The sequence below is a fragment of the Sphingomonas yabuuchiae genome, assembly GCF_014199595.1.
GTDB classification, from domain to species: domain Bacteria; phylum Pseudomonadota; class Alphaproteobacteria; order Sphingomonadales; family Sphingomonadaceae; genus Sphingomonas; species Sphingomonas yabuuchiae.
Genome location: NZ_JACHNX010000029.1, coordinates 1 through 18104, shown reverse-complemented (window position 1 = coordinate 18104; position 18104 = coordinate 1). Strand labels below are relative to the sequence as shown.

Here is an 18104-nt window from a genome sequence, read left to right as displayed (position 1 = left end):
GCAGTCATGCGTATCTTGATCGTAGAGGATGATGACGAGACCAACCGCTTCGTGGCCCGCGGGCTTGCGGAGCTGGGCCATCATGTCGTCACGAGCGCCGATGGTCGGGACGGACTGTTTCAGGCGACTGGCGACCAGTTCGACGCGCTGATCGTCGATCGGATGCTGCCCGGTCTGGATGGCCTATCGCTTATCAAGGCGCTGCGCGCGGCGGGCAACATGACCCCGGCTCTCATGCTCACTGCCGTGGGCGGTATCACCGATCGCGTCGAAGGACTGGAAGGCGGAGCCGACGATTATCTGGTCAAGCCGTTCGCATTTTCCGAGCTGGCGGCGCGCGTCCATGCCCTCGGTCGGCGCCCGGCTGCCCAGACCGAGGCGAGCGTGCTCGTTATCGGTGCGATCGAGCTTGATCTTCACCGGCGCACGGTCACGCGAGACGGTCGCCGGATCGTGCTGCAACCGCGCGAGTTCGCGTTGCTCGCCGAGCTGATGCGCAATCCTCGCCGGGTGATGACGCGCACGATGCTGCTGGAGCGGGTCTGGGATTTCGATTTCGATCCCAAGACGAACATCGTCGAGACGCACTTGAGCCGCCTGCGCTCCAAGCTCAACGCCGGGTTCGACGATGATGCGATCGAAACCGTGCGCGGCGCTGGCTACATGATCCGCGGCGCGTGATGACCCGCCCGTGGCGATCCACCTTTGGGCTTGTCACCCTTGTCGCGTGCCTCTTCGCGCTGGGGACGCTCATCATCGGGGTCGTCGCCTATAAAGTGACGCACGAAGCCCTCGAAATTCAGCTCGATCACCGCGTCGCGATCGAAACCCGCGCGCTGATCGACGAAGGCGACGATGGCCCCACTGGCGTTGCCGCTGCGATCCGCCGGCGCGAGGCGGCGCAAAGCACCGCCAGTCTGGATTACCTGCTGGTCGACCCGGCGGGTCGCCGCGTGGCGGGGTCGCTCGACGCGACCGCCCCGACCCTGCCGGGTTATCTGGAATTGCTGCATTACCGGCGCGACGGCGAACACCGGATCGCACAGGCCCTGACCACCCGGTTGCCGGACAGCAGCCGGTTGGTCGTCGCGGCCGATCGCGAAGTCATCGACGAGATGGATGCGACGCTGCTCAAGCTGTTCGCCGGCGCATTCGGCGTCATGCTGCTGCTCGGCATCGGCGGGGCCTGGCTGGTGGGTGCGGTGACGCGCGCACGCCTGTCGCGCATCGACCGCACCGCGCTCGCAATCATTGATGGCGATCTGGCGCGACGTATGCCGCTCACCGGCGCGGGCGACGAGTTCGATCGCGTTTCAGCGACGCTCAACCGGATGCTCGACCGGATCGGTGGGCTGATGGACAATCTGCGCCAGGTGTCGGGCGACGTGGCCCACGACCTGCGCACGCCGCTGACCCGCCTGCATAACCGGCTCGATGAAGCGCTGTCGGCACGGGACGTGGACGAGAAACGCCAAGCGATCGAGGCTGCTGCGGCACAATCACGCGAGCTGCTCGATATTTTCGCAGCATTGCTGCGCATCGCGGAAGTGGAAGCGTTGTCCCCTCGCACCCATTTTCAGGACGTGGCGCTGGACCAACTGGTCGAGGAACTGGTCGACACCTACCGCCCCGATATGGAGGCAAGCGGCCATCTGCTCGTCACAGCGATTGCACCCGCGATCTGGACGACGGGCGATCGACGGCTGCTGCAACAGCTTGTCACCAATCTTCTCGACAACGCGCTCCGCCATACCCCCCCGGGGACGACGGTTCGTGTCGAGCTGGAGCGTGATGACGCCATTGCTCGCCTGACGGTCGCCGATGACGGACACGGGGTAGCACCCGAAGATGCGCCCCGGCTGTTCCAGCGGTTCGCGCGCGCGGAACGTAGCCGATCGTCGGAAGGTCATGGCCTCGGCCTAGCACTCGTCGCTGCGGTCGCGACCGCGCACCGGGGCACGGTTTCGCTGCTCGCGCCGCCCGGATTTGTGGTTGTCGTTGAACTACCAGTTGGGAAAACATGATGACGATCGGCGACAGACGCGAACTCCTGAGCAAGGTGCCGGCGATCACGCTGGGCTTCTGGATCATCAAGATTCTGGCAACGACGCTCGGCGAAACCGCTGGCGATACCGTCAGCATGTCGATGAACCTGGGCTATCTTGTCGGCACCGCGATTTTCCTGACGGCATTGATCGCGCTGGTCTGGTGGCAGGTCGCGGCGACGCGCTTTCGCCCATTGCTCTACTGGGCGACGATCATCGCATCGACCACCGCGGGAACGACGATGGCGGACTTTGCCACGCGGTCGTTGGGCATCGGCTATACCGGAGGTTCGGCGCTGCTGCTCGGATGCGTGCTGGCGTCCCTGTTCGCCTGGTATCGCACCCTTGGGTCAATCTCGGTCGATACCGTGCGGGAACCCAAGGCAGAGCTGTTCTACTGGCTCACCATCACCTTCTCGCAGACGCTCGGCACGGCGCTCGGCGATTGGACAGCGGACACCGGGGGCCTCGGCTATCTGGGTGCAGCGGCGATCTTCGGCGCGATGCTGGCGGTACTCGCCGGCCTCTACTTCTGGACGAAGGCAAGCCGGGTACTCCTGTTCTGGGCAGCGTTCATCCTGACCCGGCCGCTCGGCGCGGCCGTGGGTGACTTCCTCGATAAGCCGATCGCGAAGGGCGGGCTCGATTTCAGCCGCCCGCTCGCTTCGGCAGTGCTTGCGGCGGCCATTCTGACCCTCATCCTGATCCTGCCACAACGCGCAGGCCAACATCCTGTTGAGAACAGGGTCGGGTAAACTGAACCGGTATCTCGCCACGACACCCGACCATTGAAAGACTGCCTGTGTTCGATCGCCTAATCGAGTTCCTTAACGAAGCCGGCTACCTCGGCATTGCCGCGCTGATGTTTCTTGAAAATGTGTTTCCGCCAATCCCCTCCGAAATCATTATGCCCGCTGCCGGTTTTGGCGCGGGGCAAGGGCGATTGAGTCTGTTCGGCGTGATCGTGGCCGGCACGAGCGGCTCGGTCGCGGGCGCGCTGTTCTGGTACTATGTTGGCAAGTGGATCGATGCCGATCGGCTGAGGCGCTGGGCCGCACGGCACGGACGCTGGCTGACGCTTGCGCCACGGGACATCGACCGCGTAGACCGCTGGTTCGATCGACATTCCGGCAAAGCCGTGTTGCTCGGCCGGCTCGTCCCCGCGCTGCGAACGCTGATCTCGGTACCGGCAGGCGTGTTCGGTATGAGCCTGCCGCGTTTTCTGCTGTTCACGACGCTTGGGACCGCGCTCTGGACGACGCTGTTAGCCGTGGCCGGCTACCTTCTTGAAGGGCAATACCGTATCGTTGCCGCCTACCTGAATCCGATTACCAACATCATCGTCGGGCTGGTGGTCGCCGCATATCTTTACCGGGTGGCGACGTGGCGCGCCACCTAAAGTCAAAACCGAACGAGACTGTTGAAAAACTCGGCAGGCAGGCAGTGCGACCACCTCGCACGTAATATGATTGCTTGAAGGCGGCTGCTTTTGCGCGGGCAATTGCGGCCATAGGCGCGATAAAATAAGAATATTGCTCGGACCAACGCCCCCTCTAAGCCGGAGCGACTTTTTCAACAGCCTCGAACGGTTGTGACACCACGCACAACGTCAATTCTTTCCCGTTTTAATGAGCGAGACGAGTTTCGGGAAAGCCGGGGCTTTCCCATTGAACGATCCCAATCGGGACGGTCGGGGAGCTTAGCGTACCATTCCGAACATCCTCTAGCCGGTCCCCGATTCGGAACCTGCCGCATTATCCGCGACCGCTAACGCCGTCGCGCTGGCGGCGTTCGCTTTGGCGGCTGCGGCTCATGCTGGCGCTGCGGTTGTCGCTGCTCCTTCTCAGGCGATGCGACCGACCTTTGCGGTTGCTGGGCTTCGCGCTCCCTACCAGCCTTCAACCGCTGCTCAGTCTTTCGTAGAACGCGATCAGGCACGGTTTCGATTGTCGGCCGTTCCTGAAGGAAGGCGCGCACGTCGCGTGCAAGCTCGCGATCGGCGCGGTTTCCAGTCTTGTCGAGCTGCTCGGCCGCAACCTCGAACCGTCGCCGGGTATCGTCCCAACGCGCGCGGGACTTGCTGACAAATGCCGGCTGCTGGGCCTTCCCCAACGCGACCTGCATCGCTTCCCTCGCCTGCTTAACGTCTGCCTCAGTCGGAACCTTCGACGCACCACTGAGGATCTTCGCGCGCATCTGCGTGAGGGCCATGCTGGCACCGGCCTTGCCCTGCCCGCGAGTGTAACGAGGTGTGGCCTCGGCCTCGATGCCACGGCTGCGCAGCGCAGCCGCAAAGGCTTCGCGGAAATGAAACAGATCCTCACGGCGCGGATCAAACCGCTTTCGATCCATACCCTCGGCCTGCACAGTCAGATGGACGTGCGGCCTGGGCGTGTCGGTATGCAGCGCCATCAGCCAATCGTGATTATCGCCAAGCATCAGCTCTGCCGTCTCACGGACCGCTTGCTTGACGGTTTCGGGGTTGGTCCCCTCTGGCATGGAAAACACCATCGCCACGGCTGACACTGTTGTCCCCTGCCTCCAATATAGAGGGTCAGACCACTCGTCTGCGACCCGATCCATATCGGCCTTTGTCTCGATCTGCTCGCCGTCGCGCGTCTCGATCGCCAGCTTTCCATGCCGGCCGATATATTGAAGGTGCGCGCCAAGGTGCTTCGCACCCTTCTTGCGGCCTGTGACCTTCACCATCACCTCGGGCGACTTACGCACGATGCGCGCAAGCGTAGCCTTGGCGTCGTCCGAGTGTCGGCTACCGCTAGGTGTGATCGAACGCGCAAACCGCCCGGTGCCGTTCCGCATTTGCGCGGCATAGCCCATATTCGGATCGCCAAAGACGCGAGGCCGAAAAGTCGGCTTCATCGCGCCCCATACATCATCCTCGCGATCACCGAACGACATCAGGCAGCAACCTCCCAATAGGAGGCATCGCCGCGCAAGGCGTCACCCAGCGCGGCAATCTGCTCGTTGATCTCTTCGCGCATGTCAGCAATCCGGCGAAGCTCGCGCTCGATCTCCAAGCTGCTGTCTACCATCATCGCCGCATTGCCCGCCTTCATGGCCTGATTCAGATTGCGGCCGATCCGCTGCAACTGCATCCGGACCGGCGCGAGCGCATCGCGAAGTCCGTCGTCAACATTGGCCTTCAGGCCGATGTGACGACGCACCAGCGCTTTGATCCAGCCAGCTCGATCGGTGCCGCGTGTCGCGGCCCGGTGGTCGACGACTGCCATTTCAGCGGACGTGAGCCGGATCGACACGCGGCCATTGGCGCTGTCGCTGCGCGCCGCGACAAGCGGCGCACCGGTCACGTTCTGCATGGCTTGGTCGAGCATCGATCGCAAAAGCGCGCTGCGTCCTCCCCTTCCCTCGGCAAGCGCATCGAAGGCGGCGAGCGTCGAGCGATCGACGCGAACTGCCATCATTGCCTTTCCTTCGGTGGGGGATGTCATCGTTGCGGCTCCTTGCTTGCAGGGAGTAGTGTAATACAATGAACGCCACAATCCCTATCCTGCCATAATACATCCCCCACCACTTCTGATCTCATTTTCATGGCCCGGGCCATGAAACCCGCTGGCGATGACCGAAGGGAAGAAGACGCGGAAAAAAGACAATGAGGGTTTTGCGCAGCCCCTCTCAATCGCCATTCTACTCGCTGAAACGTACCGTCCTGGGCGTGGCTTCATCATCGAACTGCAATACCGCTTCGATGATCCGCGCGCGTTTTCCATCAACGTCGATGAACCGGCCGGGTTCATCTGCAACAGGTTTGGATCGCGAACGGCCGGTGAGTGCGGGGGCAATTGGTGCTGCCCCCTCCCCTTCAACCTTCGCCGTTTTTGGCGATGGTTCTGGCGCGGGTGTTAAAGCGACATCCGGCGCGGGCGGGCGAGAAGGGCCGGACAACTCCCGCGCGAAGCGCTCACATTCCGCAACGCCAATGGTGCCAATGGGCGCGCCTTCTACAAACGCCTTTGTAGCGGCCTGATCGCGTCCAGCCGCTTTGACCAAGGCTGCGGCCCCTCGAACCGGAATGTCATCGAGACGTGCGGCGATGAAATCCGGCGCGTCGATCAATGCGCGAAAACGAGAGAGCCGCGCTTGATCCCGACCAGTCGCGCGAGCGAGGTCCGTGATCGTCATTCCTGCGGCAAGCTGGCGTTGAACGAACGCGACTGTATCGCGCGTCGACAACTGCTCCCGTTGGTCGTTCTCAATGAACTGATCGATCCGGACCTGGGCGGCATCGGTTTGGTCGCTGACGATCGCGTCGACCTTGATCCCAAGATGGCGACAGGCACGCCAGCGCCGTTCGCCAAAATAGATTTGATAGCGGCCGTCTGCATCAGCCGGCGCGACCGTGATGGGCTGGATTTGACCGCGTTCTTTGATCGTCGCCGCAAGGCCCTCAATCTCCGCCTGATCGATGGCGGTACGGACATTCTCAGGGTCCGGGTAAACCTGATCGACATCGAGCGACAAAACCCGCCCCTGTTTCGCCACCTCATCCTTGGTCGCGAAAATATCTCCGAAATCCACGGTCAGACTCCCATTCTTTGCATGGCTTCGTCGAGGAACGCTCGCATGGGCGGCAGCGAAGAGCGGGTGTCCTTGTCGTGACGCCACACCGGAACGCCGGCCTGAACCGACTGGCTGTAGTGCGAGCGGTCTGGAAGGTATGCCGCGAACAGGTTCCGCCCGATCTTCGCCTTCAGCTCAGCGAGCATCGCGAGCTGGTTGCGATCGTTCGCCTTCACGCGATTTGCGACGAGGCCGACGACGTTGATCGGTGTTGATCGGCCCCGTTGGTTCACGGTCTGAATCGAGTTGGATAGCTGCTTCGTGGAATCCGGACCGAACGGCCCTAGCTCAACCGGCACGATCAGATCGTCGCACATCATCAGCGCCGCAAAGTTTATCCAGCTCCACGCGGGCGGGGTGTCGATCACACAGAAATCGAAGTGCGGTGCCAGCTTCGGCAGGCTCGCCCTGAACGCCGAAAGAGCGCCCGAATAATTCGAGTCATACTCTCCGTGCATCCGGTTGGAGTAAATCGCCAATCGGCCGGTTTCGGGTGGTTCAAAGCCCGGTTCAAAAAGCGGCTTGCATGATCCCAACTGTTCGAACTCGCGCAACGCTGTGGTGGCGTTGCACTGGCGGTCCAGGTCGAGGACCAAAACGCGATGTCCGGCATCGGCAAGGTGCCAAGCTAAGTGACATGCGATCGTCGTCTTACCGGCGCCGCCCTTTTCGATGTTGATTGCGATCGTCTTCATCGCCCGCCGTCCCGCCATGAGCGTCGCGCCCACCACCACGTTTCTCTATCCGCGTCTTCGATGCGGTTGGCGTCATCCTGACGCGCTCCGCGTGAGGCTAAAACCATCACGACGATGATCGCGAGGATGATTAGCCCTGCCTGCTCAATGCCGCTCATGTGCCTTCACCTCCGACGCCTTCGCGCCTCTCGATCATCGCGCGAAATTCCTCGATCGTTTGCCAGTAAGAGCGATGGCCGCGCTGGTTCGTGAACTCCACGAACCAATCGATCGTCTCTTGTGGCCCTTTGACATAGACGCTTCCCTGCGGAGGGGCGGCCTTGCGCCGCCTCCGTGGTGCAGTGTCAGCCGTGGCAGTCTCGCGCTCGGCACGATCAACAAAGCCTAATGCCGCTCCGCGCTCAAGCGCAGCGGCCTCCCGCTTCGGATCGGTAGGCATCGGCGCTCGCTTGATGCCGCTAAGGTCTAGCGGCTCGTCAGATGCGGCCGGAGTTGGGGTCCCTCCCCTTTTGCCAAAGCCGTACCCACTCACCGCGTCATCTCCATCTGGACGGCCTCAACGACTGCTCGCGCAACCTCTAGGGCGTTGCGCCTGGCTGCTGCCAACCCTGACGTCTGACCGTCCTCCAACTCTTCTAGGGTGGCTGAAAAATCGAAGATGTCGCGATAGGCCGCACGTTCAACCAGTCCAGTCGATAGCAGCGGCAGATCAGCATCGCTGATCGCCGCGACGATCCGCTTAGCAGTCTTCGTCTCGATCGCTGCGTTGTCTCGGCTGCGGACCAATCGGAAGGCGATTGGCCGTCCAAGTGCTTCGGCTTCCTCATGGATGAGTGCAACGGCATTGGCAGCCAACTCCGCATCGATCGGAGATAGGTTGAATGGGATAAGCGCCAAATGCGCGCGCGCTAAAGCGCGCGAGGTCATCCGCGAGGCGGTTCCCTCAAGATCCACCAGCACGAAATCATGGGATGCGGTGTAGCGGTCCATGAGCTTTACCAGCTCCGACTCTTTGGGACTGGCGATAATCTCAAACGGGAGCGCCTGCCCCTTCTCTGTCCGCTTCGCGCCCCACTTGGCGATGATCGCGTTCGGATCGGCGTCGATAACTGCCACGCTTGCGCCGCTACGTGCCAGCTCCCCGGCCAACACGAACGTCAACGTCGTTTTGCCTGCGCCTCCCTTGGGATTGGCTACGACGATGGCCGGCATTTCATATCTCCCCTGTCTTCGACGCGGAGCCTAGCACATGCAGTCTATCTAAAAAACGACCATATTGCATATCCAAAGGATATTTTAGCAACGCTCCCAAAGGCGACCAGTTGCAACACCAATAAGGATATCCTTTTAGATATCTGGGTGGATCGCCTTTAGCCTCGCGATGATTGCTCGGTTCCGATCCGCGCTCTGTCTAGCACGTTCGGTTTGAGCGGCGATCACAACCGCCAGCTCGTCGATTGCCGACTTCATTCCCGACGTCAGCGCCTGCATATCTCCGACGAACGCCGCGAGCTTATCGGGGTGAGCTGCAAAAAAATCGCCAACGGTTTGTCGTGAATTGGTCGACATGATCTCAGTCCGTCCGGTTAGGAGGGCAGGGGGGTCACTTCGCGGTAGGTCACTCCTTAGCATATCGCGGAGGATCTGTCGGGGCGTTGCGCAGGTGATGATCGGACCCGTTTGCCTTGGAATGGACTCACCTGAGGGTTATATGATCGATGACGTTAGCTCGCTCCTACGAGTGAAACGCGGGTCGGGACCTTGCCGGGTTCCGGCCCATTCTATTTTAAGGCCCTACGAGCCGCGTAGGCCGTCCTTACTGCATCATGCCTATCAACCGGTCCAAACGTCGCTGAGAAGGGGCTGAGGAAGCCGCTTGCGCCCCTCGGGGAGCATTCGCGACGGCGTAGCCGGCGCGTCTTCTTCTTTTCTTCCTTCATGCCTTCGTTGGGTTGGATGCCGGGTGGGACGGCGTGCGAAGCACGACGGGCGAGCGCAGCGAGGAGCCGGCGGGGGCGTAGCCCCCAAGAGGCGGTGCTAGCTTTTGACCTGTCGCCGGTTGTCCACAGGGCTGTCGCTATAGGGAAGAGTCTATAGGTATATATAGGTTAGGGGGGTCCGATTAACACCGAAAACCCGAGTCTAAACGGGTCCGATTAACACCGTTTAGGGGGTCCGATTATCACCGCAAAAGGGTCCGATTAACACCGGGACATTCGGCGGTTAGGGGGTCCGATTAACACCAGTTCCGTGCGCTAAAAGGGGGTCCGATTAACACCGGCCTTGGCATGAACCGGGGGGTCCGATTAACACCACCTCGCAAACTCCAAAGGGGGTCCGATTAACACCACCTAAAACGCGGAAAATGAGGGTTAGACCCGGAGGCGCTTGGCCTCTTTCGGATCGACCGCAGGGCGCGAGGAAAACAGCTTTATACCACCACGCACGATCTCAATCTTCGCGTCCGGGTAGACGCTTTGCGCCTGAGCCAGAGCCTTCTTGAACTTCTTCTTGAAGTCGGCAAGCGCGTCCTCGCCAACGTACTCTTGGCCGAACTGATCCTTGAGCATCCACCATGTCAGCCCAACGGGGCGGCTGATGCGGTGAAGGCGCTGCACAAGATACAGGTAGAGGTCCATCGCCATCGCGGAGCCTCTTAGCGACGAGAACGCCCGCAAATCGACTGGCACGGCATGGTCAAGCAGCGTCTCGTAGAAACGTCGACCAAGAACCATGCTGGACGGCCATAGACTCCGCTGTCCTTCCTGCCCCGGTAGCCATGCCTCGAACTGCTCAACGGGATTTCCATGGAAGGTGTAAGCCCTGTCGCCAGCGGTGAAGCCAATCGTCATGCTGCACGCTGCCAGCGCTGAAACCTGCGTCCGAAACATCTTGTAGGCCGGTCCCCCCTTATCGATGCCGAGAATACGCAGCGCGTCGTTTGCGCTCTCGCCAAAGGGAATCTCAGGGGTCCGCTCGCGGACGGCAAAAGTGGACACATAGGCAAGGATCAAACGTGGGATCGGGCCATAGGGAATTGGCTGCTGCACCATGTCTGTGCCGGTCCAAATGCTCCCCGCGCGAACCTCCAGAGCGGCGCTGCCGTTCTTGCGCTCAAAGCGGTCGCCGTCGAATTTGGAACGGGGGAGGCCGATCTGGCAAAGGATCGAGTGCATGAACGTCACGTCATCGCCCTCGGGTCGCACCTGGGCGATCTCCAATCCCTTATCGATCAACGTCAGCTCGCGCGCTGTCTTCTTCGAGCGTTGCTTTTCGATCGACGCGAACAGATCGCCCGCCACTGATCCGATCGATGTAAGTCCTTCTGCCATGTGTCCGCCTCCTACTCGCGGTGATCGACCGTGCGGGGTTGCCGCCCCTACACAGCCGGTTGGTGATCGCCCGATGCGTCTACTTTCAGACGTTTCAGGCCATTGTAAAGCGTTGCCCTACTGACGCCGAATGTCTTGGCAACATCGCTCGCCGTCAGTTCCGGATCGTCCATCAGGGTTTTTGCCTGACGAATTTGCTTGAGGCTTAGCGTAGCCTTGCGCCCTCCTTTGCGCCCGCGAGCGCGAAGCGCGCCAAGTGCCGCTTTCGTTCGCTCACTGTTTAGCTGGCGCTCAAACTGGGCGAGGGTCGCGAACATGTTGAACACCAGTTCGCCTACGGCGCTGCTGGTATCGATCTTCTCGGTGAGGCTTTCAAAACCAACCTGTCGCTTCGCTAGGTCGTTCACCGTTGTGACCAGATGTGAGAGATTCCGGCCTAGCCGGTCGAGACGCCAGACGACGAGGGTGTCACCCGATCGAAGCGCCTTTAGCGCCTGCGCCAGCTCAGCGCGGGTGTCCTTGGTCCCGCTCGCATGTTCGGAATAGATGACGGTACATCCCGCCTTCGTCAGCGCGTCAATCTGAGCATCAAGGCTCTGATCCGCTGTAGAGACGCGAGCGTATCCGATCCGTGCGCTACCGGCTGTGGGTCCGTGATCGGCCGTCGTATCCAGTCCGTCCAGCATTCGCCAGAAGCCCCGCTAAGTTAGACGCTGATTATTGGACGATAACTTAGACGATGAAAAGCGAAAAAAGACGCGGAAAACGGTCGGCCGGTTTTGCTGCTGTGAGGCGTCCAGAAATCGATCGTTTTTTAGACGGCGGACAGCCATACTCAGGCGTCCGTCAATGGTTGTAGATACGCGTGCTGTCTAAATGGTATCAACGATGCCCGCGCCAGCGCTTCCCGAACCCGCACCACGTCGATAAGCTTTTCACCCAGGGGAGCAGCTTGTGAACGAGTGGGAACAACGCGACGAACAGCAACGGCGCGATACTGAGACGTTTCGACGCATTCACCGGATGGTGAAGCGGGGCTATGCCCCCGATTGGAGCATTACCGACGTTGAGGATGCTATATGGCTCGACCATCCCGGCGAAGGCCCCGCACTTCAGATATACCCCGATGGCAAGGTTGTTTCGCGTGGCGGCAGCGCAAAGCTCGACCCTCAAGCGGCTGAGGAACATGATCGCATCTACAATGACGAAAGGGGCGATCACGACCGGTTCGACCGTTGGCTTGCGAGCGTTCCCCTCCCGTCGTTGCGCGAGCGCACCCGCGCAGGCCGCGAACGGCTGATATATCGGCCCGGATGCCTCGTGTTGTTTTTTGCGGGAAGCCTAGCATTCGGCAAGGCCCTAGAATGGTCGTGGAAGGCGATCGCGGGGGGCTAAACGAAAACTGGCCTCAGCGCCGTCGACATTAGGATTGCAACCACTTAAGCGGCTCCCGCTGCTTGCCCGTTTTGGGCTTCTTCGCCCTTCGATAACAATACTACAGGTTCAGACTTTATTTGATCAGGCGCATTATTCGCCTTTTTCGGTCTTTTATGCTTTGGCGGAATATTACCTTTCACCACCATCGCCTTGTTCCCGTAAACTACTGTTCTTTCTACAAATTGGTCTAACGCCACACGTAAGGGAGAAAACTGGTCTTTCGACGGCGACCATCCTTGGTGTGCTGCTGCATTCCCTGCCTCCGCAACCACACTTAGCGCGTCATGTTCAACCTGCCCGATAATCCCGCGCTCTTTCACGGTTTTTAGCTTGTCCGCCAGATAGTGCCCCGGATCAACGCCCAATAGTTCCATTGTTCGGTCTAGTGCGGTTCTAAGTCCTACTGCGGCAAGAAAAAATGAATTGCCTTCCGACGCCTGATAAACCTCGCGCAGAATTGTATATAAGGGTTGGTCGATCCACCATAGTTCTTCAAACCATTTCGCACCTTGGCCCCTTACCTGCGGGACTGGGTACGTTTCGGTTCGGGTTGGATAAATCATTACCTCTTCCTCCTTCCGGCGGTCGTAGTAAAAATCCCAATCCTCTGTGTCCCAACTACTCCGGTGATAAAACACTGTCTCGCATCCGAGGCATTGCAGTAATTTATGGTCTATTTTACCGCTTGAGCTATTTTCCTCGTCTGCAACCTCCCACGGCTGGTCTACCGCCCCGGCTACATCGCAGTTTGTTTCTTTGTTGCATGAAGGACAATGAGCCTTCATCCGCTGTAATGTCACGTCTGTCATAGGCCGATCCTATCCAAGCGCGGCCTTATTGATAGACCTGGGGAGATTGAGATTAGTGCTGATATCTACATTCAATCGTCGGCTTCAATGAAGAACGCGGGATAGCCTCGCGCCATCGTGGAGAAGGTCGGATCGCCTTGGCTATGGACGGCAAGCACGTTCTGCGCGGGTAACGGCTGAGAGGTGTAAAGGTCGAACCCTCCGTTATCCGGCACACAGCCAAGCATTCTACCGTATGTCGCGACAACCGCTCGGGCGGCACTGAAGGCGTGGCGAGAATAGGAGAGCGGCATGGAAACCTCCAGCACGCGTGCGCGTCCGATCCGCTTCAGTAACTCCTGCAAGCCTTCGTCTCGCTGCCAGAAATAGGCGGCTTCGCCGCCCCAACTCTTCACCAGCAGCTTTACGCCGCCGTCATCGATGCTGTGTGGGTTGGATACCGCCCAAAACTTGCCTGATCGTGAAGCCCGCTGATCGCTCTGATATGGACTGTCGGCAAACAACCTATCAGCTATCTCAGCGCTGAAGCTCCCGGCCGCCACTTCGGCATCTAACCGCGCTCGGAAGTTGGCGAGGCTGGACGGATAAATGCCGTCGCGCCGCATGATATCGACTTCCCGATCAGTCATGCGGGTGTAGTGCCAAACGCGGATCGTGCGCGCCTCCATGAGCGGCATTACGATATGTTCTTCTACGCGCATGAACGCGCCCGCGAAGCCATTCTCGGGATAAGCTCCGGTGTGGTCAGAAGCCTCACGTTCAAGCCATTGTCGCCGGTTGGTCGACATATAGTCGCGGATTAGATCGGCGTAGGTGTCGAGACTGCTGCGCAGCTCGGCGTCGAAACTCTCGATATTCCAAACATCTATGATTGCGGCGGGCAAAATGTTGCTCATGTAACCGTGTAATAAATTTTTGGGCCTCGCGCGATCATCCTGGCACTCGATCCGCTTGCCCGGTGACACACCGCCTGAAGTTGACACCCGAAGCCGTAGGTCTAATTTTTACCCAGCTTGCAGCGTCCTGCCCTTTCGGGGGGAGGGGCGGTGAAGGCTCGCGATGCCCTGCTAGTCCACGGACTGGCAGGGCATTTTCGTAGCGGCTCACGGAACTGTCTTATGATGCTGGGGTTCTTACTCTGACCGGCGCGGCAATCCCCCCCCGCTAGCGTCGGTCTCTATACCGCCCCGCTGCTCCCCCCCCGGCAGCGGGGCGTTTGCATTTAACGGCTCCGGCCGCGTTCCTGACTTGGCTGCTGTGGGTCCGGCTGCTTTTGTGGGGCTGTCACCGAACGAGTTGGCGAGGATCGATTCAGATCAATAGCGGCCATCGCTTTCGCAACCTGCGCTGGATCGCGCCGCGCAATCTCAACGCCGATCGCCGCGCCCAATTCGCGGACGCGCTCAAGCGGCGTTTGGTTGCGAGTGATGACGGCCTGCACGTCGCGGGTGCCTAGCTGCTCGATCAACCTCGCCTGATAGGCCGGTCCCTTCGCGTGATTGAGATAATTGAGGTCGCTTCGAGCGGCCTCGATGTCGCTGGCCGATGCGCCGGCCTTGGCAGCGCCCCGGAGTGCTGCGACTGCCTCAAGGCGAGCATGCGGAAGATACTTATCTAGTTCCTCCTGCACCTTCGCGGGAGACAACACGCTGCGCGGTCCTGCCGGTTGCTCGGTGACGCGAAGCGTCGCCAGCTTGTCGCTGTCCGGCTGTTGGCCGGGGGCAGGGGTCGCGAGTGCGCGAGCGGCATCGCGAAATGCCTCCACCTTCCTGCGGTCATCGGGATCGGCGTTGCGAACGTCCATCAACGTCGCCGCTTTGTCCCACGTCTTCGCGGCTTCGTCCCTGCTTCCTTGGTCGGGGAAGGAATGAACCTTCTTTAGCTCGTCGGCCATGCTCTTGTCCGGAACCCATCGGCCTTCCTCAAGCTGCGCGCTACCGACTTTCCGTCCAGTCCGGTCATAGAGAACGATCGCGTCAACCTTGCCTTCGTCCTGAAGCGCCTTGATCGTCGAGACGAGGCCGCTGACAGCATCGTCATGGAATTTGTCACCGACACCGCGACCGAACCCGGTAGGCGACGATGCTATCTCTGCCTCGCGACGGCTGTAGGTCCTGGCGTGGCTTAGATCGGGATCGACCGCCATGCCGTGAATCTCGACGCGGTAGCTGTTCGCCCGCAAATAATCGGAGTTCTGCTTCGCGTAGAAGGTGTTCGATAGCGTTCCATCATAGATGATGTTGCGGTTCGCTTCGGCGCCCATCTTCATCATACCTGCCGCGATCGTGCCGGCGTCCTGATAAGCCGCGTCCGGAATAGACAGGTCGCCTTTGGCGATGCGCTCGCGCATGTAGGGAATATTCGGTCGGATCGCGTCTGGATCGATCGTGATCGCGCCGCCCATGCCTTCAAACTGAACCGATATCGATCGGACGATTACGCTCTTGCCGGAGCCGGGTTGGCCTGCGGTCAACACGGCCTTTGGCTCGTCAACGGCCTTGGTCATGCCAAGCTGGACATCGATCAGGCTCCGAGCGAGCTTGTCGCGCTCTGCTGTCGAAAGCGGCTGCTGGTCGCTCATGCGGATTGCTTCTCGTTATAGTTCTTCCGCGCCTGCTCAAGAAGGGCGAGGCGGCTTGTCTCGGGACGGAACCGATCGGCGTAGTGATCGCGCAATGCCTGCTGGATGCGCTCACGCTCGCTGTCCGGGGCATCGGCCTCGGCACCGTGCAGCTCTGCCGCACGCGCGTCCCAACGCTGCTTATGCAGGTGGTCTAAATTGTCCTCGATCGCTGCTGCGATCACATCGAAACCTTGCCCGGTCATCGTCCATCCTTTCGGAATAGGATTAGTGGCTTACCACGTCGGGCGCGTTGCCGAACAGGCCGGGTTGAGGCATCTTCGCTCGATGGCATTTACTCCCGACAATTTTGAGCGCTCGGCGCAGATCGTTGAGGCATTCGCGGAAGGTGAGGACGACGAACGGGTGGTGGATCTGCTCGCGCGTATCGCGACCGCTATCCGTGAACATGCCGTCGACGACTAGAACCGGGTAATGTGCAACCGCGCAAGAATGTCCGGCGAGCCGGAAACGCTTTGGGGGTCGGCCGCGAAATTGTTTGGTCAGCGTCCGCGAGACAACCGTTTCAACCCGCGCGAGCTGCGCCCCAAAAGCCGAAACTACATCATCCGCGAGCAAGACGGCGAACGGGCTTGGGACGTGATGACGTGGGACGTGCTGGGCGGGAAAGCGCCTTGGCCGATGACGAATGTTCGCAACCTGGCTCTGCCACAATGGCGAAAGCTGGCTGAGAAACCCGAAAATCGGTGCCTCGTCCCGCTGACTGAGTTCTGCGAGTTCACGCACGAAAAGCACGACCTGGGCGACGGGAAGCCGGCGCTAAAGGGGGAAATGTGGTTCGCCGTGCCAAGTCAGCCGGTGTTCGCCGTGGCCGGCTTCTGGCAAACAACCGCGGAAGGAAATGGCTTCACGATGGTGACGTGCGACCCCAACGCGCTGGTCAGCCCGATCCACCCCAAGGCCATGATTACGATCCTCGATCCGGACGATATCGATACGTGGCTACAAGGGTCTTATGACGACGTTGTTCGACTTCAAAAGCCGTTCGACCCGGCAAAAATGACGGTTCGGGGTCCGGTGTTCCCGACCCGGCGCGATGAACGCTAACCGTTACCGGCAAAATTCACGTTCCCATTTTGTTCTTTAGCGCGTTACAATCGCTGCCATGACCGCCGCGTTTGCCCTCCTGCCTGACCGCCCGATTCCCTTGGCCGAAATTCCGGCCGACATTCGCCTGCAAATCATCGGCGCTGCCGGAGCGGGATTCCCGTCGCCAGCTCAGGACTGGGAGGAAACGGGGATCAACCTCGTCGAGCTGCTCCGACTCGATCGCGCGGCCAGTTTCGTGTTCGAGGTGCGGGGCAATTCGATGATCGATGCGGGTATCTATGATCGCGATGTCGTTGTGGTCGATCGCGACAAGCGGCCATCAAACGGCAAGATCGTCATTGCAATCGTCGACGGCGGTTTCGTGGTTCGCCAGCTCTGCACCCGTGATGGCGGGGCCTTTCTGGAAGCTCGTAACAGTCGGATGAGCTATCCGGAAACGAGCGCGGAAAACGTCGAGATTTGGGGCGTAGTGCGCGCCAGCGTCCGCAACTTACAGGCATAGCGAGCGATGTGGGCCATCCTCGACATCGAAAATTTCTACGTCAGTGCGGAGCGGCTTTTCGATCCCAAGCTGCGGAATGTGCCGGTCATTGTGCTGTCCAACAACGACGGCTGCGCTGTCGCGCGGAGCGCGGAAGCGAAGGCGCTGCATATCAAGATGGGAGCGCCGGTTTTCAAAATCCGCGACACCATCAAACGCCACGGTATCGAGGTACGATCGTCCAATTACGAACTCTACAGCGACCTTAATCGCCGCTTTAACATGGTCATCGCTGAGTTTTCCGACACGGTAGAAATCTACTCGATCGACGAATCCTTCTTCCGATTGCCTGTCCTGCAGAATGGCTTGGGTGATGTCGAAACTGCGCACCGTGTCCGGGAGTCCGTCATGCGATCGGTCGGCCTTCCGACGAGGGTGGGGCTGGGTCCGACCCGCGCACTGAGCAAGGTTGCCAATGCGCTCGCCAAGGCATCGGAAAAGGTGTGGGGCGGGGTGATCGATCTGCACGACGTCGAGCTGCGGCGCCGACTATTCGCCGCTTGGCCGGTCGAAGAGGTGTGGGGCATTGGCCCCGCCCTGGCTGCGAGGCTGCGGCCGCTGGGCGTGACGACTGCGGCCGATCTGACGGCCATGCCGCCCGAGGTCGCACGTAGCGTCGGCACGGTCGTTCTGGAACGTCTGGTGCGCGAGCTAAACGGCATTGAATGCGACGGCTTCCAGCCGGAGCCTGAACCGCTCAAGGCAACGGCTGTCACCCGCTGCTTTGGTGAACCTGTCAGCGATGCCGCGACCATTCGCGAAGCGATGGTGCGGCGAGCGGTTCGAGCTGCTGAGAAAGTCCGCGCGCAAGGGCTGGTAGCCACACGGCTGATCGCGTTCATGCACGGTAGCCGGTACAAGGGGTCGGTTCCGGCTGAGGGCGGAATGACACCCTAAGCGCCGGCGTCCTTGGGCCAAAGGTACTCGCCAGTGAGGAGGATGTGTGCCCATCCGA

22 protein-coding genes are annotated in these 18104 nt (G+C 60.4%); 9 read left to right on the top strand and 13 right to left on the bottom strand.

Translation table 11 applies throughout. The features are described from left to right. The first annotated feature begins 6 nt into the window (after positions 1 to 6). The 4 genes from GGQ89_RS18260 to GGQ89_RS18245 are packed head-to-tail and all read left to right on the top strand — an operon-like array spanning position 7 to position 3444. On the top strand, positions 7 to 681 hold the full coding sequence (locus GGQ89_RS18260; protein ID WP_184106733.1) for a response regulator transcription factor: 675 nt from the start codon (positions 7 to 9) through the stop codon (positions 679 to 681). After that, positions 681 to 2024, top strand: a complete 1344-nt coding sequence (locus GGQ89_RS18255; RefSeq protein WP_184106757.1) for a sensor histidine kinase — start codon at positions 681 to 683, stop codon at positions 2022 to 2024. Before GGQ89_RS18260 ends, GGQ89_RS18255 begins: the two co-directional genes overlap by 1 nt. Then, entirely contained in the window at positions 2021 to 2800 is a 780-nt protein-coding gene (locus GGQ89_RS18250) for a COG4705 family protein (protein WP_244955814.1), read from the top strand. The genes GGQ89_RS18255 and GGQ89_RS18250 overlap by 4 nt, the downstream gene beginning before the upstream one ends. 47 nt (positions 2801 to 2847) lie before the next feature. Then, entirely contained in the window at positions 2848 to 3444 is a 597-nt protein-coding gene (locus GGQ89_RS18245) for a VTT domain-containing protein (protein WP_184106731.1), read from the top strand. A 368-nt stretch (positions 3445 to 3812) separates the two neighbouring features. Here the strand turns inward: GGQ89_RS18245 and GGQ89_RS18240 are convergent, their stop codons facing one another. From GGQ89_RS18240 to GGQ89_RS18200, 9 genes are all read right to left on the bottom strand, one after another. After that, positions 3813 to 4964, bottom strand: a complete 1152-nt coding sequence (locus GGQ89_RS18240) for a relaxase/mobilization nuclease domain-containing protein (RefSeq protein WP_184106729.1) — start codon at positions 4962 to 4964, stop codon at positions 3813 to 3815. After that, on the bottom strand, positions 4964 to 5515 hold the full coding sequence (locus tag GGQ89_RS18235) for a hypothetical protein (protein ID WP_240456265.1): 552 nt from the start codon (positions 5513 to 5515) through the stop codon (positions 4964 to 4966). The genes GGQ89_RS18240 and GGQ89_RS18235 overlap by 1 nt, the downstream gene beginning before the upstream one ends. A gap of 196 nt (positions 5516 to 5711) precedes the next feature. After that, a complete protein-coding gene (locus GGQ89_RS18230) occupies positions 5712 to 6602 on the bottom strand; it encodes a ParB/RepB/Spo0J family partition protein (RefSeq protein WP_338112258.1) in 891 nt (296 codons plus the stop codon). Between the two features lie 2 nt (positions 6603 to 6604). After that, positions 6605 to 7339, bottom strand: coding sequence for a ParA family protein (locus GGQ89_RS18225; RefSeq protein WP_133192238.1), 735 nt, complete (start codon positions 7337 to 7339; stop codon positions 6605 to 6607). A 154-nt stretch (positions 7340 to 7493) separates the two neighbouring features. Next, positions 7494 to 7778, bottom strand: coding sequence for a hypothetical protein (locus tag GGQ89_RS18220; RefSeq protein WP_184106727.1), 285 nt, complete (start codon positions 7776 to 7778; stop codon positions 7494 to 7496). A gap of 89 nt (positions 7779 to 7867) precedes the next feature. Continuing rightward, on the bottom strand, positions 7868 to 8551 hold the full coding sequence (locus GGQ89_RS18215; protein ID WP_184106725.1) for a ParA family protein: 684 nt from the start codon (positions 8549 to 8551) through the stop codon (positions 7868 to 7870). Between the two features lie 135 nt (positions 8552 to 8686). Next, positions 8687 to 8908: a hypothetical protein gene (locus GGQ89_RS18210; protein WP_184106723.1), complete on the bottom strand. Its 222-nt coding sequence runs from the start codon at positions 8906 to 8908 to the stop codon at positions 8687 to 8689. Positions 8909 to 9711: 803 nt separating this feature from the next. Further along, positions 9712 to 10671, bottom strand: a complete 960-nt coding sequence (locus tag GGQ89_RS18205) for a replication protein RepA (protein WP_184106721.1) — start codon at positions 10669 to 10671, stop codon at positions 9712 to 9714. Positions 10672 to 10718: 47 nt separating this feature from the next. Continuing rightward, positions 10719 to 11357, bottom strand: coding sequence for a recombinase family protein (locus GGQ89_RS18200; protein ID WP_184106719.1), 639 nt, complete (start codon positions 11355 to 11357; stop codon positions 10719 to 10721). 268 nt (positions 11358 to 11625) lie between these two features. On the opposite strand from GGQ89_RS18200, the gene GGQ89_RS18195 reads away from it, so the two are divergent. Next, positions 11626 to 12066, top strand: coding sequence for a hypothetical protein (locus tag GGQ89_RS18195; protein WP_184106717.1), 441 nt, complete (start codon positions 11626 to 11628; stop codon positions 12064 to 12066). 44 nt (positions 12067 to 12110) lie between these two features. Here the strand turns inward: GGQ89_RS18195 and GGQ89_RS18190 are convergent, their stop codons facing one another. The 4 genes from GGQ89_RS18190 to GGQ89_RS18175 form a co-directional block, all read right to left on the bottom strand. Further along, entirely contained in the window at positions 12111 to 12917 is an 807-nt protein-coding gene (locus tag GGQ89_RS18190) for a DUF4145 domain-containing protein (protein ID WP_184106716.1), read from the bottom strand. A 71-nt stretch (positions 12918 to 12988) separates the two neighbouring features. Further along, positions 12989 to 13813, bottom strand: a complete 825-nt coding sequence (locus tag GGQ89_RS18185; protein ID WP_184106715.1) for a hypothetical protein — start codon at positions 13811 to 13813, stop codon at positions 12989 to 12991. A gap of 326 nt (positions 13814 to 14139) precedes the next feature. After that, positions 14140 to 15498 carry a zeta toxin family protein gene (locus tag GGQ89_RS18180; RefSeq protein ID WP_184106714.1) on the bottom strand — a complete coding sequence of 453 codons (1359 nt, stop codon included), beginning with the start codon at positions 15496 to 15498 and terminating at the stop codon, positions 14140 to 14142. Further along, on the bottom strand, positions 15495 to 15743 hold the full coding sequence (locus GGQ89_RS18175) for a hypothetical protein (protein WP_184106713.1): 249 nt from the start codon (positions 15741 to 15743) through the stop codon (positions 15495 to 15497). The genes GGQ89_RS18180 and GGQ89_RS18175 overlap by 4 nt, the downstream gene beginning before the upstream one ends. Before the next feature lie 82 nt (positions 15744 to 15825). Between GGQ89_RS18175 and GGQ89_RS18170 the strand changes: the two genes are divergently transcribed. Genes GGQ89_RS18170 through GGQ89_RS18155 form a run of 4 tightly spaced genes read left to right on the top strand, consistent with a single transcriptional unit; the run spans position 15826 to position 18046 of the window. Beyond that, on the top strand, positions 15826 to 15963 hold the full coding sequence (locus tag GGQ89_RS18170) for a hypothetical protein (RefSeq protein ID WP_184106712.1): 138 nt from the start codon (positions 15826 to 15828) through the stop codon (positions 15961 to 15963). 9 nt (positions 15964 to 15972) lie between these two features. Next, positions 15973 to 16605, top strand: a complete 633-nt coding sequence (locus tag GGQ89_RS18165; RefSeq protein WP_184106711.1) for an SOS response-associated peptidase family protein — start codon at positions 15973 to 15975, stop codon at positions 16603 to 16605. Between the two features lie 58 nt (positions 16606 to 16663). Next, positions 16664 to 17110, top strand: coding sequence for a LexA family protein (locus GGQ89_RS18160; RefSeq protein ID WP_184106710.1), 447 nt, complete (start codon positions 16664 to 16666; stop codon positions 17108 to 17110). A 6-nt stretch (positions 17111 to 17116) separates the two neighbouring features. Further along, entirely contained in the window at positions 17117 to 18046 is a 930-nt protein-coding gene (locus GGQ89_RS18155) for a Y-family DNA polymerase (protein ID WP_446689137.1), read from the top strand. The last annotated feature ends 58 nt before the right edge of the window (positions 18047 to 18104 follow it).

Coding starts and splice junctions, on each gene's coding strand:
- GGQ89_RS18180 (WP_184106714.1), bottom strand. CDS start 15,498: ATGAGCGACCAGCAGCCGCTTTCGACAGCAGAGCGCGACAAGCTCGCT.
- GGQ89_RS18235 (WP_240456265.1), bottom strand. CDS start 5,515: ATGACATCCCCCACCGAAGGAAAGGCAATGATGGCAGTTCGCGTCGAT.
- GGQ89_RS18240 (WP_184106729.1), bottom strand. CDS start 4,964: ATGTCGTTCGGTGATCGCGAGGATGATGTATGGGGCGCGATGAAGCCG.
- GGQ89_RS18170 (WP_184106712.1), top strand. CDS start 15,826: ATGGCATTTACTCCCGACAATTTTGAGCGCTCGGCGCAGATCGTTGAG.
- GGQ89_RS18260 (WP_184106733.1), top strand. CDS start 7: ATGCGTATCTTGATCGTAGAGGATGATGACGAGACCAACCGCTTCGTG.
- GGQ89_RS18210 (WP_184106723.1), bottom strand. CDS start 8,908: ATGTCGACCAATTCACGACAAACCGTTGGCGATTTTTTTGCAGCTCAC.
- GGQ89_RS18205 (WP_184106721.1), bottom strand. CDS start 10,671: ATGGCAGAAGGACTTACATCGATCGGATCAGTGGCGGGCGATCTGTTC.
- GGQ89_RS18225 (WP_133192238.1), bottom strand. CDS start 7,339: ATGAAGACGATCGCAATCAACATCGAAAAGGGCGGCGCCGGTAAGACG.
- GGQ89_RS18200 (WP_184106719.1), bottom strand. CDS start 11,357: ATGCTGGACGGACTGGATACGACGGCCGATCACGGACCCACAGCCGGT.
- GGQ89_RS18165 (WP_184106711.1), top strand. CDS start 15,973: ATGTGCAACCGCGCAAGAATGTCCGGCGAGCCGGAAACGCTTTGGGGG.
- GGQ89_RS18175 (WP_184106713.1), bottom strand. CDS start 15,743: ATGACCGGGCAAGGTTTCGATGTGATCGCAGCAGCGATCGAGGACAAT.
- GGQ89_RS18185 (WP_184106715.1), bottom strand. CDS start 13,813: ATGAGCAACATTTTGCCCGCCGCAATCATAGATGTTTGGAATATCGAG.
- GGQ89_RS18155 (WP_446689137.1), top strand. CDS start 17,117: ATGTGGGCCATCCTCGACATCGAAAATTTCTACGTCAGTGCGGAGCGG.
- GGQ89_RS18160 (WP_184106710.1), top strand. CDS start 16,664: ATGACCGCCGCGTTTGCCCTCCTGCCTGACCGCCCGATTCCCTTGGCC.
- GGQ89_RS18250 (WP_244955814.1), top strand. CDS start 2,021: ATGATGACGATCGGCGACAGACGCGAACTCCTGAGCAAGGTGCCGGCG.
- GGQ89_RS18220 (WP_184106727.1), bottom strand. CDS start 7,778: ATGCCTACCGATCCGAAGCGGGAGGCCGCTGCGCTTGAGCGCGGAGCG.
- GGQ89_RS18255 (WP_184106757.1), top strand. CDS start 681: ATGACCCGCCCGTGGCGATCCACCTTTGGGCTTGTCACCCTTGTCGCG.
- GGQ89_RS18190 (WP_184106716.1), bottom strand. CDS start 12,917: ATGACAGACGTGACATTACAGCGGATGAAGGCTCATTGTCCTTCATGC.
- GGQ89_RS18215 (WP_184106725.1), bottom strand. CDS start 8,551: ATGCCGGCCATCGTCGTAGCCAATCCCAAGGGAGGCGCAGGCAAAACG.